23 protein-coding genes and 1 other annotated feature are annotated in these 19522 nt (G+C 52.7%); of the genes, 21 read left to right on the top strand and 2 right to left on the bottom strand.

The annotated features are described in order from the left end of the window. Positions 1–69: 69 nt before the first annotated feature. Positions 70–297, bottom strand: a binding site (T-box leader). Positions 298–410: 113 nt separating this feature from the next. Then, positions 411–1316 carry a hypothetical protein gene (locus NST69_RS19525; protein ID WP_340951637.1) on the bottom strand — a complete coding sequence of 302 codons (906 nt, stop codon included), beginning with the start codon at positions 1314–1316 and terminating at the stop codon, positions 411–413. 67 nt (positions 1317–1383) lie between these two features. On the opposite strand from NST69_RS19525, the gene NST69_RS19520 reads away from it, so the two are divergent. From NST69_RS19520 to NST69_RS19510, 3 genes are read left to right on the top strand one after another with little or no spacing between them, the layout of a single operon-like run. Beyond that, positions 1384–1977 (top strand): type II CAAX endopeptidase family protein, encoded by a 594-nt coding sequence (locus NST69_RS19520; RefSeq protein ID WP_036698166.1) that lies wholly within the window; start codon positions 1384–1386, stop codon positions 1975–1977. Then, a complete protein-coding gene (locus NST69_RS19515) occupies positions 1974–2351 on the top strand; it encodes a hypothetical protein (RefSeq protein WP_340951639.1) in 378 nt (125 codons plus the stop codon). Before NST69_RS19520 ends, NST69_RS19515 begins: the two co-directional genes overlap by 4 nt. Continuing rightward, positions 2342–3214 (top strand): metallophosphoesterase, encoded by an 873-nt coding sequence (locus NST69_RS19510; protein WP_342546959.1) that lies wholly within the window; start codon positions 2342–2344, stop codon positions 3212–3214. The genes NST69_RS19515 and NST69_RS19510 overlap by 10 nt, the downstream gene beginning before the upstream one ends. A 62-nt stretch (positions 3215–3276) precedes the next feature. Here the strand turns inward: NST69_RS19510 and NST69_RS19505 are convergent, their stop codons facing one another. Further along, positions 3277–4158 carry a polysaccharide deacetylase family protein gene (locus NST69_RS19505; protein WP_235191947.1) on the bottom strand — a complete coding sequence of 294 codons (882 nt, stop codon included), beginning with the start codon at positions 4156–4158 and terminating at the stop codon, positions 3277–3279. Between the two features lie 85 nt (positions 4159–4243). Between NST69_RS19505 and NST69_RS19500 the strand changes: the two genes are divergently transcribed. The 18 genes from NST69_RS19500 (at position 4244) to spoIVA (ending at position 19484) form a co-directional block, all read left to right on the top strand. Next, a complete protein-coding gene (locus NST69_RS19500; RefSeq protein ID WP_076079163.1) occupies positions 4244–4615 on the top strand; it encodes a hypothetical protein in 372 nt (123 codons plus the stop codon). A gap of 231 nt (positions 4616–4846) precedes the next feature. After that, complete coding sequence (locus NST69_RS19495) at positions 4847–5461, top strand: genetic competence negative regulator (RefSeq protein WP_036698160.1); 615 nt, start codon at positions 4847–4849, stop codon at positions 5459–5461. A 76-nt stretch (positions 5462–5537) separates the two neighbouring features. Continuing rightward, positions 5538–6233 carry a glutamic-type intramembrane protease PrsW gene (gene prsW / locus NST69_RS19490; protein ID WP_036727336.1) on the top strand — a complete coding sequence of 232 codons (696 nt, stop codon included), beginning with the start codon at positions 5538–5540 and terminating at the stop codon, positions 6231–6233. A 78-nt stretch (positions 6234–6311) separates the two neighbouring features. Beyond that, positions 6312–6458 (top strand): hypothetical protein, encoded by a 147-nt coding sequence (locus NST69_RS19485; RefSeq protein ID WP_179090427.1) that lies wholly within the window; start codon positions 6312–6314, stop codon positions 6456–6458. 87 nt (positions 6459–6545) lie between these two features. Then, positions 6546–7904: a germination protein YpeB gene (gene ypeB, locus NST69_RS19480; protein ID WP_342546958.1), complete on the top strand. Its 1359-nt coding sequence runs from the start codon at positions 6546–6548 to the stop codon at positions 7902–7904. A gap of 212 nt (positions 7905–8116) precedes the next feature. Continuing rightward, on the top strand, positions 8117–8770 hold the full coding sequence (locus tag NST69_RS19475; RefSeq protein ID WP_209870023.1) for a flagellar brake domain-containing protein: 654 nt from the start codon (positions 8117–8119) through the stop codon (positions 8768–8770). A 211-nt stretch (positions 8771–8981) separates the two neighbouring features. Then, a complete protein-coding gene (gene cmk, locus NST69_RS19470) occupies positions 8982–9692 on the top strand; it encodes a (d)CMP kinase (RefSeq protein WP_036727330.1) in 711 nt (236 codons plus the stop codon). Continuing rightward, positions 9689–10276 (top strand): lysophospholipid acyltransferase family protein, encoded by a 588-nt coding sequence (locus NST69_RS19465; protein WP_342546957.1) that lies wholly within the window; start codon positions 9689–9691, stop codon positions 10274–10276. The genes cmk and NST69_RS19465 overlap by 4 nt, the downstream gene beginning before the upstream one ends. Positions 10277–10450: 174 nt before the next feature. Further along, positions 10451–11779 carry a 30S ribosomal protein S1 gene (gene rpsA / locus NST69_RS19460; protein ID WP_076079166.1) on the top strand — a complete coding sequence of 443 codons (1329 nt, stop codon included), beginning with the start codon at positions 10451–10453 and terminating at the stop codon, positions 11777–11779. A 175-nt stretch (positions 11780–11954) separates the two neighbouring features. Further along, the gene (der, locus tag NST69_RS19455) at positions 11955–13280 is read left to right on the top strand and encodes a ribosome biogenesis GTPase Der (RefSeq protein ID WP_036727327.1); all 1326 of its coding nucleotides are present in this window, start codon (positions 11955–11957) and stop codon (positions 13278–13280) included. Between the two features lie 12 nt (positions 13281–13292). Further along, positions 13293–13910, top strand: coding sequence for a glycerol-3-phosphate 1-O-acyltransferase PlsY (gene plsY, locus NST69_RS19450; protein WP_036727324.1), 618 nt, complete (start codon positions 13293–13295; stop codon positions 13908–13910). Then, complete coding sequence (locus NST69_RS19445) at positions 13903–14943, top strand: NAD(P)H-dependent glycerol-3-phosphate dehydrogenase (RefSeq protein ID WP_076079168.1); 1041 nt, start codon at positions 13903–13905, stop codon at positions 14941–14943. The genes plsY and NST69_RS19445 overlap by 8 nt, the downstream gene beginning before the upstream one ends. Before the next feature lie 67 nt (positions 14944–15010). After that, positions 15011–15286 (top strand): stage VI sporulation protein F, encoded by a 276-nt coding sequence (locus NST69_RS19440; RefSeq protein WP_036698146.1) that lies wholly within the window; start codon positions 15011–15013, stop codon positions 15284–15286. Between the two features lie 199 nt (positions 15287–15485). Continuing rightward, positions 15486–15665, top strand: a complete 180-nt coding sequence (locus NST69_RS19435) for a DUF2768 family protein (protein WP_036698144.1) — start codon at positions 15486–15488, stop codon at positions 15663–15665. A gap of 80 nt (positions 15666–15745) precedes the next feature. Next, positions 15746–16366, top strand: coding sequence for a hypothetical protein (locus NST69_RS19430; protein ID WP_342546953.1), 621 nt, complete (start codon positions 15746–15748; stop codon positions 16364–16366). A 27-nt stretch (positions 16367–16393) separates the two neighbouring features. Next, positions 16394–16762 carry a 2Fe-2S iron-sulfur cluster-binding protein gene (locus NST69_RS19425; protein ID WP_342546951.1) on the top strand — a complete coding sequence of 123 codons (369 nt, stop codon included), beginning with the start codon at positions 16394–16396 and terminating at the stop codon, positions 16760–16762. A 62-nt stretch (positions 16763–16824) separates the two neighbouring features. Continuing rightward, the gene (locus NST69_RS19420) at positions 16825–17574 is read left to right on the top strand and encodes a DUF3939 domain-containing protein (protein ID WP_342550195.1); all 750 of its coding nucleotides are present in this window, start codon (positions 16825–16827) and stop codon (positions 17572–17574) included. Between the two features lie 431 nt (positions 17575–18005). After that, positions 18006–19484 carry a stage IV sporulation protein A gene (gene spoIVA, locus NST69_RS19415; RefSeq protein WP_036727319.1) on the top strand — a complete coding sequence of 493 codons (1479 nt, stop codon included), beginning with the start codon at positions 18006–18008 and terminating at the stop codon, positions 19482–19484. Positions 19485–19522 lie beyond the last annotated feature (38 nt).

Below are 19522 nucleotides of genomic sequence, written 5' to 3'. Positions count from 1 at the left end.
CATGCAGAAGTACCGGATTCACGGGTAGATGGCAATAAAAAAACTCCCAACCCCCATACTACTGCCGTAGTAAGGGACGAGAGTTCTCGTGGTACCACCCTAATTCACTGCGACGGTTAAGAAGCAGCCTCATTGGCCTGCAAAGGCCACACTGGTAACGGAGTGATCCGATTGTATCTACTCTTGTGTTCAATACAATATCTCAGGAGCGCTAAAGATTAATGTCCGCCACCGGTTCTCACCACCCACCGGCTCTCTGAAGACTGCAAGTAATCTTTGTTCCATCATCGGTTTTTCTTGATTAATTTGTCATAATGTAACATGGTGATGCCAAGTGTGTCAATAGGATTCTTCTGCGCGAGTCCGCCTTGAAGTGGACCGTAAATTTCGTTATGATGCAATAACTGGTCCTACTCGTAGAAGAAAGGGAGCTGCGGCATGATCTCTTTACCGTAATATTGTTCCCGCCACTTGATGAAGTCCTGCTCCTGCACCGCACCGGTGGAGATGAGCAGGGTGACGGAGGACTGGATATCATTCAGCTTCAGCGAGCTGGCGGTCCCGGAATAGATCATGTCATCAATCTTGGCAGTGATATCCTGCGGATCATATCCGGCGTAGATGCCGCGGTTGAGCATGATATTGGCGATGGAAGCATTCTTGAGCAAGAGCGGCATTTTTTTCCACTGAATGAAAGAGAGTGTCTTCAGCTCACTGGACTGCTGCGGAATGGACGGGTGGGTCTTCGACCCCCATTTCAGCATGGAATCATAGAAGTTCTTCTGGGCGAGCAGCCCGAATCTCACGGCACTGGTTGTGAAGTTGTCGCTTCTCAGCACTTTTGCGGCTTCGGCGCCGGAAGCTCCCGCAGTCACCTTACTGGAGGCTTGGGAGAAGAGTGTGAGACTCTTAAGAATATTGAGCTGGGATTCATAGAGCATCGGCGAATTGGTGAAGAGCGAATCCTGGGTTACCTTATCATACTGCTTGTCCGCGAGAATACTCAGATTCTTCAGTGTTGCCGCATTCTGGCGTGCATCCGTGCTGCGGGCAAGAACGCCCACCTGTTCGTTCCAATTGCGCTTGAATTCCCGGTAAGGCAAAAATACGTTATGATAAAAGGTGACAAGATCCTGCTGCTGGTAGGAGCCGGAGAATTCCTGGGCGCTCGGGTGGTCCTTCAGCTGTGAATACTTGGCCTCTGTCTTGTCAGCTCCAACCTTGACTCCCGTGAAAAATGAAGCGAATGCGGATATTAGAAAAAACAAAAACCCTAGTGTGTACATCATTTGAGTGCGGGAGGTACGGCTGTTCATGATTAAGTGCTCCTTCGTATAGGTAAATTAACTTATGTAAAAACATTTATAGAACAGGCAGGTTATAATGAAAAAATTCAAATTGGGTGACATCAAAATTAAAAAGGCCGATCCACAGCAGTTAACAGACAAGCTGTTACTCATTAATCTGTACATTACTCAGGGCCTTACCTTATTTATCGGTTTGATATGGATATTATTACAGAAAAGAAATCCTATTCACATATTAAATTTTCCGGATAGTGTACATTTCGTGTACTGGGGCCTTGGCCTTGCAGTTATTATGCTTGCTGTTGACTTCCTGCTGACCCATATTGTTCCTGAAGACAGCATGGATGACGGGGGGATTAATGAACTGCTGTTCGGCAAAAGGCCGCTGTGGCATATTGTGGTCATTTCGGCGGTGGTTGCGGTGTGTGAGGAGCTGCTCTTCCGCGGAGCGATCCAGCATTCTCTCGGGCCGTACTGGACGAGTATACTGTTTGCCGTTATTCATGTCCGTTATCTGCGGCACTGGATTCCAACGGGCTGGGTCTTCCTCAGCAGCTATGGTCTTGGACTTATCTACATCCATTCGGGCAGTCTGTGGGCACCTATATTGTGCCATTTCCTAATAGATTTGTTCTCCGGTATGGTTATTCGTTACAGGAGGGTATCATGACAGAACAATTAAGCCGGGTAAGGTCCCGCCAGAAACAGCAGAAGAGAGAACAACATCCTCCGGCCAGAGCGGGCAAGCGTCAGCCGGCTTCCGGGGCAGCAGAAGAGCGTGCGGGAAGTCCGGTACCGGTGGCAGGGACCCTGTCCAGAAAGGAGCGCTTATCCGGGCGCAGGGCCTCCGGGAGGCCGGAGCGTGAGGCGGCACAGCAGGAAGGGGAGCAGACTCCTTCGCGTGCGGAGAGCTATCCGTCAGAGAGAATCCGGTTCAGCAAAATGTTCATCAATTCGCTGATTGTTGTATTTCTGATGCTGCTGGGCTTCCTCCTGTGGTGGGGAATTAACGGGGCGCCGGATCTGGGCAGCCTATGGAGTTGACTGCGGTGCTCCTGATTCTATTAGGTGTGAGTCTTGGGGTAGCAGGGGGGATGGGTCTCCTTATGGTTGCTGCTGCCTTCAAAAAACGGTTGAATCATCAGGATATTGTACTGGAGCGGCTTCCTGCCGCGTTCGACGGCTTCCGGATACTGCTCATTACGGATATTCACCGCCGCCGTCTGCCGGAGGAGATGCTGACCCCGCTGCGGGGGAAGGTGGACGCTGTCTTCCTGGGCGGTGATATGACGGAGAAGGGCGCTCCCATAGAACGCCTGTTGAACAATATGACTCTGGCCGCTTCGGTTGCGCCTGTATATGCCGTACATGGGAATCATGATTACAGGGCGAACATCAATCTGGTGGATAACATCATCCGGGGAAGCGGAGCCAGGCTGCTGGTGGATGAGAACTGCGTCATTGAGCGGGACGGCGCACAGTTTATTCTGACCGGGGTGGATTTCCCGCGGCAAGGCGGCAAGAAGGCCTACGGGCCTCTGCCAGCTGTGGCGGATGCGGAAGCCTTCCGGATCATCCTCGTGCATGATCCGCTCTGGCTGTCCCGGCAGCAGGAGATTCCGGCTGACCTGATTCTGGCCGGGCATACCCATGGAGGCCAGGTTGTACTGCCCCTGATCGGGAACCGGCATACCGATGAGTTCTACCGCCAATATAATGCGGGGATGTATGAGATCCCCCGGAGCTATAATGCGGGTCTCCCGCCGCTGAAGATGCTGATCAGCCGGGGGTTCGGTACGGCGCATCTGCCGCTGCGCTGGCGCAGTCCGGCCGAGATGCATGTGCTGACCCTGCGCTGCGGACAGCAGCATTCCGGATCGCAGAGATTCAATGTCATGAACCCATAAGCATGACAAAAAACCGGCTGCCCTCCTAACGGGGCAGCCGGTTTTGCTTGTTCATTCAGATCTTAACGCATCTTCAGCTCAATGCTGCGCGGATCTACAAAGCTGTAGCCCTTGCCCTCAAGCGTAGTCAGCAGAGTGTCAAGTGCCTCTACCGTCCAAGGCAGCTCATGCATCAGGATATTGCTGCCGGAATGCAGCTGATCGGTTACATTCTTGATCAGCTTCTCCGTTTTTCCTGCATCCTTGGCCTTCATCTCCCAGTCAAGGGAGCCATTGGACCAGGTCATATAGAGCATGCCGTTTGCAGCGGCGATTTTTTTGCCTACATCACCGCCGGCACCGTGCGGCGGACGGAAGAAGTGAGGGGTCTCACCGGTGATTTCCTTGACGATTCTTTGAACATCCTCAATCTGCTTCTTCACTTCGGCTTCCGGCTTATCCTTCAGCACGATGTGATCCCAGCTATGGTTGCCGAGTACGCCGCCCCGCTTGTGGATCAGCTCCAGCAGCTCGGGATGCTCCTTCACCCGGTACCCGTTGACGAAGAAGATCGCTTTGGCCTTGTGCTTGTCCAGTGTATCCATCAGCGGATTGATTAATTCCGCTTCCTTCGGCCCGTCGTCGAAGGTCAGCAGGACTACCTTCTTATTCGTGGCCGGATCGTTCGGGACAATGTCATAATTCTTGTTCATATGATACAGCAGCGGCACCTGCGCATCGCTGGCTGCCGCAGGCGTGGCCTCCGGTGATGCAGTTGCCTCAGGTGCAGCTGATGCTGTTACCTCAGGTGCAGGAGATGCGGCTGTCTCTGCCGCCTCTGTTGCTGCCGCAGGCTGTGGCGTCTTCTCCGCCGCCTGGCTGCCTGTATTTCCACTGTTGCTGCAAGCTGACAGCAGACAAGCCGCCAAAAGCAGCGTTATTGTTGCTTTACCCACTTTTTTCATCTCGCTTTCTTGTTGTTTGGCTGTATGAGCGGCTACCTTTCCGCGAACACTAAGCATGATTTTACCATACAAGGAGGTTGGAGATATGAATACTTCGTCATTTCTGTGCGGGGTGCTGATTGGTGCAGCCGCCAGTATGATTATGTCCAAAAAACGTAGTGCCATGATGTCTGCCTTACTTCACTCGAATGGTTCTTCCTATAATGCGGGTGACAAGGCCAAGGACAAAATTATGGGAATGGCCATGACCGGCTTCGGCAGCACGGCAGCGGGCAGCAGCCATGAACACTCCGGCTCACATGTATCCGGCGGTGGCGATCATAAAGAGGATTCCCCGTTAAAGTCCAAAGAATCAAATCTGAACATGCTGAAGGATTTCATCCGCAGCAACCCTGATGTGAAGCATGAAGTCGAGCAGATTCTCAAAGATACTCATACCGCCATACCGGGTTTGTAACCGGATTTAACCGCTGCAGAATCATTTTGGCGATGCCGGCATCGCTGAAGTGATTCTTTTTTAATATGGCTTTACATATAATGGGCAGCAAATTGGGCTGAATCTATATTTATTTACGTGCATTTGTAGCTTCAAAATGATAACATACATACATAGTAACCATTTTTGGCTCATTACTCGGGACTCATCATACATTAATATTAAATGAGCTTGCAAAAGGAGGATCCTGTCATGAGAATAGAGCGATTAAGTCAAGATAAGATACGGATTTTCCTCACTTTTGACGACCTGAGCGAGCGGGGCATCCAGAAGGAAGACATGTGGCAGGAGGTTCCCAAGGTGCACGACCTCTTTACGGAAATGATGGATCAGGCGTACAGCGAGCTTGGTTTTGACGCTACGGGTCCGCTTGCCGTGGAAGTGTTCGCATTGCCCGCGCAAGGCATGGTCGTTATTGTGACCCGGGGGAAATATGATCACCATCAGTACGGTGGGGCCGGGGAAGATGAATTGCCTGAAGAGATTTATGAAATGGAAGTTACTCTTGAACAAAGCGACTCCATTGTATATGCATTCCGCGATTTCGAGGTTCTGGTGGAAGCGGCTCATGTGCTCATCGGCAATATTACTTCTCAAGGACAACTGTATTCTTATAATGATAAATGGTACCTCTACTTCGATCCGAAGGAATTTGAAGAGGCTGCACTGTCAGGGCTGGTAGGCGTGCTCGCTGAATTCGGAGATTCCTCTCCGGTAACTCAGGCTGTTCTGGCCGAATACGGCAAGACGGTTATGGCGGAGAATGCGATTCAGACGCTGTGCAATCATTTCAAACGCCAGGAATAAGAGATAGTGGGAAGGTACCAGTCCGGCCATAACGGCTTCAGCAGAGATTAGGTATTAGCGCAAGGGAGGCTATTCGGTGCTTTTGTTATCGGTCATTTCGTCAGCAGTTGCACCGGGACTTGCGCTGCTGACTTTTTTCTATCTGAAAGACAAGTATGATCAGGAACCGCTCCATATGGTGCTTAAGGTGTTCCTGCTTGGCCTGATGATCGTGCTGCCGGTGATGATTATCCAGAGGGGACTTGTGCTGGGGCTGGACGGCGGTCCTTATGTGGATTCCTTTCTGATCTCAGCCGGGGTGGAAGAGGCCCTGAAGTGGTTTGTGCTGTACCATATGATTTACAATCATACCGAATTTGACGAGCCCTATGATGGAATACTATATGCCGTAGCGATTTCGCTCGGCTTCGCAACAATAGAGAATGTAATGTATGCGTGGTACAGCAATGCTTCAATCGGCACCATGATTCTAAGGGCGCTGCTTCCAGTCTCCGGACATGCCATGTTCGGAGTGATTATGGGCTACCATATGGGCAGAGCCAAGTTCTCCGGCGGGGTCAAGACCCGTAAGATTCTGCTGATTTCATTGCTTCTGCCCTGGCTGTGGCATGGAATCTATGATTTTCTGCTCGCGACGACAGCTAACTACTGGATCTGGTTTATCGTGCCCCTGATGGCAGTTTTATGGTACAGAGGCATGGGGAAGGTAGCGCGGGCCAACAGCCGTTCCCCGTTTCGCTTTTTGAAGCGTGAGGAAGAGGTTAACCTATAATCGAGATGGACACACTTAATCCTACAGGGCAGTTCCTTAAGGCGAGGAATTCCAGAAAGGAGAGAGAGGTGTCTTTTTTTGCGAGTAAAAGTTCGGATTGTCTGCAAGCAGTGCGGCGAAACCTACATATTAAGAGGGAACAAGGAGCAGGGTGTTGTCCAGACCGGCTTCAAGCAATGTCTGTGCAGCTGTGTAAGCGGCTTTGAGATTGAGGAACGGGCCTGAAGACCGGATTCTTGAAAAAGTGCATAAGACTTCTCAGTTATTGTCAAACTAACGGCAATAAGCTACTGAAAGGAGCTATGCGGACCTATGTACAAAAGATTAAGTGCCATAATGTTCCCGCTTACTGCACTCTTGCTGCTTGGAGCGCTCGTCTGGGGGTATCAGGAGAATCAGGAGAAGAATTCGATTCTGATCAAAGCGGAGAACCAGTATCAGCGCGCGTTCCATGATCTCTCCTTCCATGTGGAGCGGCTTCACGGCGAGCTGGGCAATACGCTTGCGGTGAACACTACCTCTAATGGAATGCACCGCAAGGGATTGGTCAATGTATGGCGGATTACCAGCGAGGCGCAGAACGAGATCAATCAGCTGCCGCTGACGCTGCTGCCGTTCAGTGAGACGGAGGAGTTCCTCTCTAAGATCTCTAATTTCTCCTACAAGGCTGCGGTGCGTGACTTCACGAAGAAGCCGCTGACAGAGGGGGAAATGGCGAATCTGAAGACGCTCTACCAGAATTCGGCTGAAATCTCCAAGGACCTGCAGAAGGTTCAGGACAAGGTCATCGGCAAAAAGCTGCGCTGGATGGATGTAGAGACTGCACTGGCTACAGAGCAGAAGGCCGAAGACAACACGATCATCGACGGATTCAAAACCGTGGATAAACGCGTGGCGGCATACCCGGAGCTGGACTACGGCCCTTCGGTTGCAAGTATCTATGATAAGCGGTCGGTGAAAAAGCTGGGCGGCAAGCCGGTTACCGCTGACCAGATCAAGGGCAAGGCGATGAAGTTCGCCGAGCTGGGCGGGAAGGCACAGGTGAAGATTCAGGAGAATGGGAAGGGAACGGAGTGGGCTTCTTATACTGCCACTGTGACTTCCAGTGACCATAAGGAGCCGGTCTCGATGGACTTCACGGCGGAAGGCGGACTGCTGATCTCTTACAACGACAACCGCGAGGTAGGGCCGGCCAAAGTATCCATTAAGCAGGCTGTGGAGAAGGCGGGTAAGTTCCTGGAGAAGAAGGGCTATCCCGGCATGACCGCAGTCAGTGCGGACCGGTACGATAATCTGGGCAATCTGACCTTTGTCAGCAGCCAGGACGGCGTTCTTATCTATCCCGAGAAAATGACGGTTCGTGTCGGGCTGGATACGGGGGAAGCCATAGGGTTTCAGGCAAGCGACTATGTGAATGAGCATAAGGAGAAGCGTGTGCTGCCGAAGCCGAAGCTGTCCCTGGCGGAAGCCAGAGCGATGCTTAACCCGGAGTTCAAGGAGCTCTATAACCGGCTGGCCTGGATCGAGAATGAAGATGCGGTGGAGCTGCTGACGTATGAATTCGGCGGCAAAATCAACGGCTCACAGTTCAGGATTTATCTGAACGCCGATGACGGCAATGAGGAAGCGGTGGAGCAGGTGCGCACCTCTTCGGGGGCACAGGATAAATAGCCGGACTTTCCATGGGGACAGCTAAAACCGGCTCTATAAAGAAGGCGCATTTCCGGAAACGGAGGGCGTCTTTTTTTTGATGCTGAAAATATAGGTTGCACGCCGGTTGCGGCTGTTGGTGTTCAACGCCTAATAATATTTCTGACCTGCCTCAAGAGGGCATGCTATAATCGGTTTAGCATTTATTACTAACTCAAGCGGCGGTGACAGGTTTGTATCCCAAAATCAATGAATATCTATACCTCCAGGTCGCATCCAGCGATGCGGCAGAGTCTGAGATCCAGTACCGGGCAAGGATTGCTGATATGGAGGACGAGAGCATCCTGATAGAAATCCCCATGCAGGAGAGTAACGGCCGGCTTAAGAAGCTGTTTATCGGTGACGAGCTGTCGGTCTATTTTCTCACAGAGGGCGGCATCAAAAATTACTTCAATACTCATGTACTCGGCTTCAAGGAAGATGTCATCCGGATGGTCCGGCTGCGCAAGCCTGCGGCGGAGTCCATCTTCAAAATTCAGCGCCGCAGCTTCTTCCGCGTCAATGCCGAGCTGGAGCTGGCCGTGAAGGATGCCCTGGGCAGCCGGTTTCTGGTGCGCACCGAGGATATCGGCGGCGGCGGGACATCATTCTTAAGCGATGCCAAAATTACATTAGAGGTGGCCGACAAGCTGGCCTGCTGGCTGCTCGTCTCCTACCGCAACGGAAGCACGGAGCATGTTAATTTCGAAGGCGAGATTGTACGGATCAAACCGCTGGAGACCGGACGGAATCTGGTCATGGTTAAATTCTCGGCCATTTCCGATTCGGAGCGGCAAAAAATTATCCGGTACTGCTTTGAACGCCAATTCGATTTCCGCAACCGCTGATTCCTTGTGCAGGAATCTTCAAGAGGGCCCTGAATCAGCTTTTTTCTCCCTAAAAAACCTCAATGTCATTTTGCACTGGGGTTCAAACTGTGGTATAATTTTATAAGTCGCAGGCAATGCCTGCTTTTTTCTTGAGAATATCAGCAAGTTCCAAGAGAGATATGTCGATATGCGTATTTCTGCGGAAGAGTGTTTGAGGAGGAATGCCCCGTTGGACAGGCAGGATACACATACTAACGACCGAATTAACGTCGCCATCGACGGACCTGCCGGGGCAGGCAAGAGCACTGTAGCCCGATTGGTAGCACGGGAGCTGTCTTACATTTATGTAGACACGGGTGCCATGTACCGGGCAATCACCTGGTATATGCTTCGTGAAGGCATAGCTGCAGAGAATCATGAGCTGGTGGACCGGAAGGTCCAGAATATGGCGATTGAGCTTCTGCCTGAGAAAGATGTGCAGAAAGTGCTGATTAATGGGGAAGACATGACCCCGCATATCCGCAGTCTTCAGGTCAGCGGCCAGGTGTCGCAGTATTCGAAGATTGAGGGTGTTAGATCCAGACTGAGTCACTTGCAGCGTCAGATGGCGCTCCGCAAGGGAGTCGTGATGGATGGCCGGGATATCGGTACAACCGTACTGCCGGATGCCGAAGTGAAGATTTTCATGACGGCAAGTGTGGAGGAGCGTGCTCTCCGTCGTTACAAGGAACTGAAGGATACGGAAACAGTGACTCTCCAGCAGCTTGAACATGATATTGCAGCGCGGGACCGGCTTGATGAAGGCCGGGAGATTTCACCGCTGTGCCGTGCAGAGGATGCTATTCTTCTGGATACGACGCATATGGATATCCTTCAGGCCGTGGAAGCCATCGTCTCCCACTGCAGAACCTATGTTAACGGGGAGAGAAATCATCTATGATTTATGCATTTTGCGTGGCCTTGCTTCGTATGATTTATGCCATACTGTTCCCGCTCAAGATTGTGGGAAGAGAGAATGTGCCGAAGGAAGGTGGAGTCCTGCTCTGCGCGAATCACATCAGCCTGCTTGATCCCATGACGATCGGCATTAAGCTGAAGCGACAGGTAAGATATATGGCCAAGGCGGAATTGTTCAATGTTCCGGTGCTGGGCTGGCTCATTAAGCATTTGGGCGCATTTCCTGTCAAGCGTGGCGGCGTAAGCAAAGAATCCATTAAGACGTCCCTCAATACGCTTCGCAGCGGACATGTGATGGGCATCTTCCCGGAAGGAACGCGGAACTCCGATTCAGGTTCAGCCAAGAAGGGTGCGGCAAGCTTCGCGCTCCGCAGCGGCGCAGCCGTTGTACCGGCAGCCATTATCGGGTCCTACAAGCCGTTCCGCCGGATGACTGTTGTATATGGGGCGCCCATAGACCTCAGCGCATTTGAAGGTGCGGGAAGTGATTCTCTGGACGCTGTAACCGATGTTATTATGGGACGCATCCATGAAATGATCAGTACCGGCAAGCCCAGTTCGCGGTAAGTCCGGGAGTCAATCTTCTGTTTCTGTGAATAGCTTATAAATTACAGCATAACCGCTATTTTTTGGAACATACTAATCAACAAAATGAAATGGTTTAACGAAGCAATGATTGTTTTGAACCCTGCTCTACGCGGGTTTAAATAAATGGGGTTTTGAATCGAGGAGGGTAATCACATGTCTGAAGAAATCAAGAATCAAGAAGCTGCGGATAACGTTGAGAATAACGAGACCGTAGATAAGGCAGAAACTGTAGAATCCGCTGTTACCGAATCTGCAGAAGTTGTTGCCAGCAATGAAGAAGAAGTGACAAGCCAGGAAGGTCTGGAAATCATTTCTCTGAAAAAAGGCGATACCGTGAAAGGAACAATCGTCAAAATTGAAGATAACCAAGCTTATGTAAGCATTGGATATAAATACGACGGCGTTATTCCTATTCGCGAATTGTCTTCCGTTCAGCTGGACAATGCCGCAGCAGCGGTAGAAGTCGGCCAGGAAGTGGAATGCAAGGTTGTCAGCATCAACGACAACAAGGAGAGCCTGGTGCTTTCCAAGCGTGCCATCGACAGCGAGAAATCATGGGAAGATCTGGAGAAGTATTTCGCTTCCCAGGAATCCTTCGAAGTTACTGTAGCTGATGTTGTCAAAGGCGGCCTTGTGGCTGACGTTGGCGCACGCGGCTTCATCCCGGCTTCCATGGTTGAGCGTCACTTCGTTGAAGATTTCAGCGACTACAAGGGCCGCACACTGCGTGTCAAAGTGAAAGAGCTTGACCGTGAGAACAGCAAGGTAATTCTCTCCGCCAAAGAAGTTCTGGAGGAAGAATTCGAAGCTAACAAGCAGAAGATTATGGCTGAGCTGTCTGAAGGCCAAATCATCGAAGGTACGGTTCAACGCCTGACTCAATTCGGCGCATTCGTTGATGTTGGCGGTGTAGACGGACTGGTTCACGTATCCGAGATTGCTTGGAACCACGTAGAGAAGCCATCCGATGTTGTATCCGAAGGCGACAAGGTTCGCGTGAAAGTACTTAAGGTTGATCCTGAAAAGGGCAAAATCAGCCTCAGCATCAAAGCAGCAGCTCCGGGTCCTTGGGATTCCGCAGCAGGCAAGATCAACATCGGCGATGTAGTTACAGGCGAAGTTAAGCGCCTTGTGAACTTCGGCGCATTCGTTGAACTGCTGCCAGGCGTTGAAGGCCTTGTGCATATCTCCCAGATCTCCCACAAGCACATTGGCACTCCGCATGAAGTGCTCAAGGAAGGACAGGAAGTACAAGTGAAAGTGCTTGACTTCAACCCATCCGAGAAGCGCGTCAGCCTGAGCATCAAGGAAACTGAAGAAGCTCCGGCTCCTTCGGCCAGACCAGAACGCAGCAACAGCAGAGACAGAGCGCCTAAGGAAGTGCTGAACAATCCTAACGTATCGCTCAGCAACGAAGGCCTCAGCTTCACACTGGCTGAACGTTTCGGCGACAAGTTGGACAAATTCAAGGGTAACAACTAATCCCTTTGTTATCTCATCATAACGGGTAAAGTAATCGGCGAGCCCTCGATCAGAGGGTTCGCCGATTGTCTGTTCCAGGGCATACAGGATAGCGGCAATACATGGGTAAGACGGTTAGCCAATTGGAATGTTTTTTGCTATGATGAGTAACGTAAGGAAGACAGGAGGAATGAATATGGCAAGACCCGTAGTGGCCATTGTCGGCAGGCCTAACGTCGGAAAGTCGACGATCTTTAACCGGCTGATTGGCGATAGACTGGCCATCGTAGAAGATAAACCGGGGATTACACGTGACCGGATATATGGAGTCTCCGACTGGAACGGCAAATCCTTCAGTGTCATTGATACTGGCGGGATTGAGATTGACGGAGAAGACGCTATTCTGAAATCCATCCGCGTTCAGGCGGAGCTGGCGATTGAGGAAGCGGATGTGATCGTCTTCATGTGCGAGGCGAAGAGCGGACTCACGAGTTCGGATGAGGAAGTGGCGCAGATTCTGTTCCGTTCCGGCAAGCCGATCGTTCTGGCTATCAACAAAGTGGATAACATGAAGCGCACCGAAGATATTTATGAATTTTACACCCTTGGAATCGGTGATCCGATCGGCATTTCAGGAAGTCACGGAACCGGAATCGGCGATCTGCTGGACGCGGTTGTTGAACGTCTTCCGGATAAAGTGGATGAGGAATATGATGAAGATGTCATCCGTGTAGCCTTGATCGGACGTCCGAATGTGGGTAAATCCTCACTGGTTAATGCAATTCTGGGCGAAGAACGCGTTATTGTCAGTGATATTGCGGGGACTACACGCGATGCGATTGATACGCCGTTCGAACGGGATGGCCAGCGTTATGTGCTGATCGATACAGCGGGCATGCGCAAACGCGGCAAGGTCTATGAGAACACGGAAAAATACAGTGTAATGAGAGCCATGAAGGCGATTGAGCGTGCTGATGTTGTACTCGTTGTAATCAACGGGGAAGAAGGCATCATCGACCAGGACAAGCATATTGCCGGGTATGCCCATGATGCGGGCAAGGCTTCGGTCTTTGTTGTCAACAAATGGGATGCCATTGAGAAAGACGACAAGACGATGCAGAACTTCGAACGCAACATCCGCGATCACTTCCTGTTCATGAGCTATGCGCCGGTGGTATTTCTGTCTGCGCTTACGAAACAGCGTCTGCAGAAGCTGCTGCCTGTCGTGCAGCATGTCGCCCAACAGCACGCCCTGCGGATTACCACCCATCTGGTGAATGATGTGGTATCGGATGCCGTGGCGATTAATCCTCCGCCTACGGACAAAGGCCGCCGTCTGCGCATTAACTATGTCACCCAGGTGGCAACGAAGCCGCCGACCATCGTGGTATTCGTCAATGATCCTTCGCTGATGCACTTCTCCTACGAACGTTACCTGGAGAACAAGCTGCGTGCAGCGTTCAATTTCGAGGGTACACCGATCCGCCTCTTTACACGGCGCAAATCCGAGAACGAAGGTTAGGGGAGAAGAGTAGTGGCGTTTGAACTTCTGGTTATCGTTATAAGCTATCTGCTTGGCTCCATCAGCTTCAGTGTACTGCTCGCCCGGCTGCTTAAGGGGATTGATATCCGCCAATATGGAAGCGGCAATGCGGGAGCGACCAATACACTGCGTGTGATGGGGAAGGGACCGGCCATACTGGTGCTGTTTCTGGACGTACTGAAGGGAATTGCCGCAGTCTGGCTTGGCACATGGGCCGGGGGATGGGGAAGCTGGGTCGCAGTGGTCTGCGGACTGGCTGCCATCATCGGGCATAACTGGCCGGTCTATTTTCACTTTCGCGGGGGAAAAGGGATTGCAACGACGATTGGAGTGATGGCTACACTGGTATTCTGGCCTGCACTGATTGCCGGGGCGATTGCCATTCTCGCTATTATACTTACACGGTATGTCTCGCTGGGCTCGCTGATCTTTGTGGCTCTGACTCCAGTGTGTCTGCTGTTCACGGAGCATACGACCCCGGAGCTATGGGGAAGCCTGGTCATCGTAGTGTTCGCCTTCTGGCGTCACCGCAGCAACATCGTGAAGATCTCACAGGGCCGTGAGAACAAAATCGGCTCCAAAGCCAAGGAGGGGAATCGCGTTGTCTGATAAAGTAACCGTGCTGGTCGCGGGCAGTTGGGGAACTGCGCTGGCTACTGTGCTGGCGGCTAACCACTCGGAGGTTTATCTGTGGACGCGAAAGCCTGAGCAGGCTGCCGAGATTAACGAAGCACATACGAATCATCATTTCCTGCCGGGGATTGAGCTCCCTGGAAATATTATTGCCACCACGGACATGGAGACTGCCGTCTCCGGTTCGAAGGCGGTAGTCATTGTGGCGCCTTCTTCCGGAATGCGCCAGGTGGCGCATAGCCTTAAGCCGTTCTGGAAGGAAGATATGCTCTGCATTCACGCCACCAAGGGCTTCGAGACCGAGACCATGAAGCGGATGTCCACAGTGATCTCGGAAGAGCTGGGCTGCAGCGAAGGCGATATTGTGGTGCTCTCCGGGCCGAGCCATGCTGAAGAAGTGGTACGGCTCTGTCCGACCACGGTCGTCGTGGCTTCGCCGGATGAGAGCCGTGCCAAGGCGGCGCAGGGGCTGTTCATTAACAACGACTTCCGTGTGTATACCAACAGGGATCAGCTAGGGGTAGAGCTGGCTGGTGCACTGAAGAATATTATCGCGCTGGGTGCGGGGCTGTCCGACGGGCTGGGGTTCGGGGATAATGCGAAGGCGGCACTGCTTACCCGCGGCCTGGCCGAGATCTCCCGGGTCGGGGTAGAGATGGGTGCGAATCCCTTAACCTTCTCCGGCCTTGCCGGACTTGGTGACCTGGTCGTAACGGCAACAAGCCAGCACAGCCGCAACTGGCGCGCCGGCTCCATGCTGGGCCAGGGCCAGCCGCTGAATGAGGTGCTGGACTCGATGGGGATGGTTGTCGAAGGCATCCGGACGACGGAGGTGGCTTATGCGATCTCGCTGAAGCTGGGCGTACAGATGCCCATCACCGACCAGATTTATCATGTGCTGTTCAAGGGCAGAACACCGCGTAATGCGGTGGAAGCCCTGATGGGCCGTGACCGTAAGACGGAGATGGAGGCCATCTCCCAGGAGACCTGGGAGCAGTGGCATTCCTGATCACGTTCACCTTTTGCCGGAATATCTCATATGTTGTTAATGGGGATTGACGGAGGAGGGATGAACAGTGAGCAGAGATTTTTCCAAGGATGCTTTGAACGCCATCAACAAGAAGACGGGCAAAAACATTTCGGAAGGTGCCATCAAAAAGCTGGCCGGTACGGTTAAGCCGGGCACCACACAGAATGAAGCCCAGCTCCGCCAGTTAATTAAACAGGTATCAGCTATGGCTAAAGTGCCGGTCAGCGAGGCTACAGTGCAGGAGATCGTCAATGCTGTTAAAAAAGGCGGCGCCGGTTCCGGTACGATGGAGTCTTTAATGAAAATGATGCTGAAAAAATAGCATATCCGTGAAGTAAGCCATTCCTGCCGGGATGGCTCTTTTTCAGACTGGGCATAACTCCGGAAGGTAAGCTGATTCCGTGGTTGATGCCCTTTTTTCCATCGGCAGGGGCTAATCTGTAAATTAATACTTAAAAAATGACGGATTTCACGCTATAATAGTCGCAATCCGGGAAAAGTGAAATGGAGGCGCATGACCTATGGACCCGATGACAAAAATGTGGCTGTCTCTGATTGCGGTACTGATTATGGGCTTATCCGTTTTTTTGATTACTTTTGCACGCAGCAAGACGAAGGGACTGCTAAGAGCTGTTTTATCGGTCATTGCTTTTGTCATCCTGCTGATCGGAGTTCTGGGCGGGGCCGCTTCAATTATGTAAGCATTTACATTATACTCAGGCAGACGTGTTTCTGACAGAATCGTTAGTTGATTTTACAGGAATGGGGCGTGTGTAGTTTGATGGCCGGTTCAGGAATTCCTTATGTGCTGGAGACGGCACTGGGCAGCATAGCGCGGGAGCTGGATGTGATCGGGCCGGGTAAGCCGCCGGTGTGGCTGCTGGGGGGAAGCTGCGGTCTGCTGCTGCACGGGGTTCAGCTGAGTGCTGCTCCGCGCGATATTGACCTCTATTGTGATTTGGAGGATACCGCGCAGCTTCATCGGGCACTGCTGAGATACACTGTCTGCGCACCGGAGGAGGATTATAGCGGAGGCTGTTACTCTCTGCGCGGGCTCTACTTCATCGGGGAGGTGAAGGTTGAGCTGGTGGGCGGATTCAGGATCGGCAGCGGCTCCGGGCAATATGCAGTGGATATCAGCAAGCTGCAGTCCTATGCCCCGGAATGTACATTCGAAGGGAGCGGCCGCCTGGCCCTGATGCCGCTTGTCCATGAGCTGATCTTCAATCTGCTGCGCGGCAGGGAAGAACGCTGCCGGGCGATTGCGGAGCTGATGAAACAGGATGTAGTCGGTCATCTGCCGCTTCTGGAGCAGCTCATTGAGGAGAATCATCTGGAAGCCGACGGCCTGCAGTCTAGGCTGGACGAGCTGCTGGGGATATCCGAATCTATACGTATATAACCTGATTCCAAGGAAGGAGGCTGTAAGATGAATGCGAAATCGCAAATAACGGTCACTTTCCTTCCGGAACAACGCACAGCTTCTGTCAAGCATGGTGTTACGCTGCTGGAGGCTGTGCGCAAAGCCGGAATCGTCCTGCCTACCCGCTGCGGGGGCAAGGCGGGATGCATGATGTGCAAAGTGTCCGTAGAGCGTACGGATGCCGTGGGACTCAGACCTCCTGCGGAGGCGGAGAAGCGCAAGCTTGGCAGCCTGCTGGATGAAGGCGTCCGCCTGGCCTGTCAGGCCGCTGTATGGGGCGACGTCCAAGTGCATATTCCCGAGGACCCGCTGAAGGCGGCTGTACGCCGCAGACTGGAAGCGGCGCGACGTGGCGAATCGGAGGACTTATGGTGATGGTTACTCCCGGCGCAAATGCAACCCTAAACGAACAGAGAGGAGCCCTACGAGTGGAGTCCATGCATCTGGTGAAGCTCCGGCAGAGCCGGCACAGGTCTGCGATGCTGCTGCCGCTGCTTGTCCTGCTGATCTTGTCTCTAACCGGCTGCATGTATCCCCGGGAGCAGCAGCAGCCCGGCAGCAGTTACCGCGAGAGTGTGAAGCGGGTGCAGGCGGCGGTCGATGATTATCAGGAGCAGAAGGGGCTGCTGCCGATCTTGACCAGCGATCAGGACACGCCCAGATACGAGAAATTCGTGATTGACCTGAATAAGCTGCAGCAGGAAGGGTACCTGGACGAGATCCCGGCAGCAGCGTTCGAGAAGGGCGGGAGCGCCCATTTTCTGGTGCTGGATGAGGAGACGGACCCACAGGTCAAATTAATGGACCTGGTGACCGTGCAGAAAGTTAACGATATCCAGCGCAAGGTGAACCTCTATAAGTCTGCGCACGGCGGGAAGCTTCCGGCAGGGGAGGAGCTGTATCCGGGCCTTGTATCTATCGATGCCAAACGGGCAGGGACAGGGACAATCAAGCTAAGCAGCGTATATTCGGGCCAGCCGCTCGGGCTCCTGATGGATCGCAGCGGGGCAGTCTATGTTGATTACGGTGCGGATATCTTCTCTGCCATTGATAAGAATGGCAGCAGTCCGGCGGCAGACCGTGACCTGCGTCTGGAGCTTACGCAGGCCTCCTATTATGTCCCCGTCAAGTCTCTCCCTTATCTGTGGGTGGATGGCCGTCCCGTCCCGCAGGCTCCGCAGGAATAGCAATATACTATTTTAAATTAAGGCAGCAGTTCTCCGAGAGCGGGGGTTGCTGCTTTTTTGTATGAGGAGTCTCAGAATGGATAGTAGTTCTAGGCCGCAAGCCGCCCTCATAGACTTGATGAGAAGACTTCCGGGTGTCTTGACGCAGTGGCGAGCTAGAGCGGGTATACGAAATTTCAGATGCAAAAATGCGCGGACGCTGGTCATAAATCCGTTACGGATACATATGATGATACTAGTCCAAATGCATGTCCGAGCATTCGGAGTTTAGCGCGGGGCAACCTTGCTTCGCCTCAGGCAAGTAAGCTAGGCTTCGGGCGGGCAAAGCTTAGTCCGGTGGTTGTCCTGCAAGGGTCAGTTTGCCGGCGGAACGCGAAGTCGATGCTCTTCAGGCATTTTTTCTTCGGAGTAATATGAGGAGGGGATCTCTTTTGGAAAAAGTGGATATTTTCAAGGACATTGCCGAGCGTACCGGCGGAGACATTTATCTTGGCGTCGTCGGCGCGGTTCGCACGGGGAAATCGACATTCATCAAGCGCTTCATGGAAACGATTGTTCTGCCGAACATCACGAGTGAAGCAGACCGGGTAAGAGCGGTCGATGAGCTGCCGCAAAGTGCGGCAGGCAAAACTATTATGACTACCGAGCCTAAATTCGTACCCAACAATGCGGTGCAGATTAAGGTGGCCGAAGGCCTGGAGGTTAACGTCCGGCTGGTCGATTGTGTAGGCTATGCAGTGGAAGGCGCAAAAGGGTATGAGGATGAGAATGGTCCGCGGATGATCTCGACCCCATGGTTCGAGGAACCGATTCCTTTCCAGGAAGCGGCTGAAATCGGGACACGCAAGGTCATTCAGGAGCACTCGACTCTGGGTGTGGTAGTGACTACCGACGGTACGATTGCCGAGATTCCACGGAGCTCGTATGTCGATTCCGAAGAGCGCGTGATCGCAGAGCTGAAGGAGGTCGGCAAGCCGTTCGTGCTGGTCATCAACTCCACCCGGCCGCGCAGTGAGGAAGTCCAGCAGCTCCGCAGTGAGCTTGCCCTCAAATATGATATTCCGGTGATGACGCTCAGCGCTGCGAATATGACCGAGGACGATGTGACTGGTGTCCTGCGCGAAGTACTGTATGAATTCCCTGTACATGAAGTTAATGTTAACCTACCGAGCTGGGTGATGGTGCTGGGCGAGAATCACTGGCTGCGCAGCAGCTATGAGAATTCTGTCCGTGATACCGTGAAGGATATCCGTCGTCTGCGCGATGTGGACCGCCTGGTCTCCCAGTTTACCGAATATGATTTCATCGACCGGGCAGGCCTCAGCGGCATGAACATGGGCCAGGGGGTAGCCGAGATTGACCTCTACGCTCCCGAAGAGTTGTATGATCAGGTGCTGATGGAGGTAGTCGGGGTCGAGATTCGCGGCAAGGATCACCTGCTCCAGCTGATGCAGGACTTCTCCCACGCCAAGCGCGAATATGACCGCTTCTCGGAAGCGCTGGAAATGGTTAAGACCACGGGGTATGGCATCGCCGCACCTTCTCTGGCCGAGATGGCGCTGGATGAGCCTGAGCTGATCCGCCAAGGCTCCCGCTTCGGAGTCCGGCTGAAGGCTACGGCGCCGTCGATCCATATGATCCGGGTGGATGTCGAGTCGGAGTTCTCGCCGATTATCGGTACAGAGAAGCAGAGTGAAGAGCTGGTGCGCTACCTGATGCAGGACTTTGAGAATGACCCGATCAAAATCTGGGAATCCGATATCTTCGGCCGGTCCCTGCATTCCATAGTCCGTGAGGGCATTCAGGGCAAGATCGCGATGATGCCGGACAATGCCCGCTACAAGCTGCAGGAAACGCTGGGCCGGATTATCAACGAAGGTTCAGGCGGCCTGATCGCCATCATCCTCTAAATGAAATAGGCTTGTCCTTTGGAGCGGGAGCTTTTCCC

Source organism: Paenibacillus sp. FSL P2-0089 (genome assembly GCF_038595095.1).
GTDB classification, from domain to species: Bacteria; Bacillota; Bacilli; order Paenibacillales; family Paenibacillaceae; genus Paenibacillus_AQ; species Paenibacillus_AQ silagei.
Note: the sequence above shows the minus strand (reverse complement) of the source record. Positions and strands in the feature narration are given on the sequence as shown.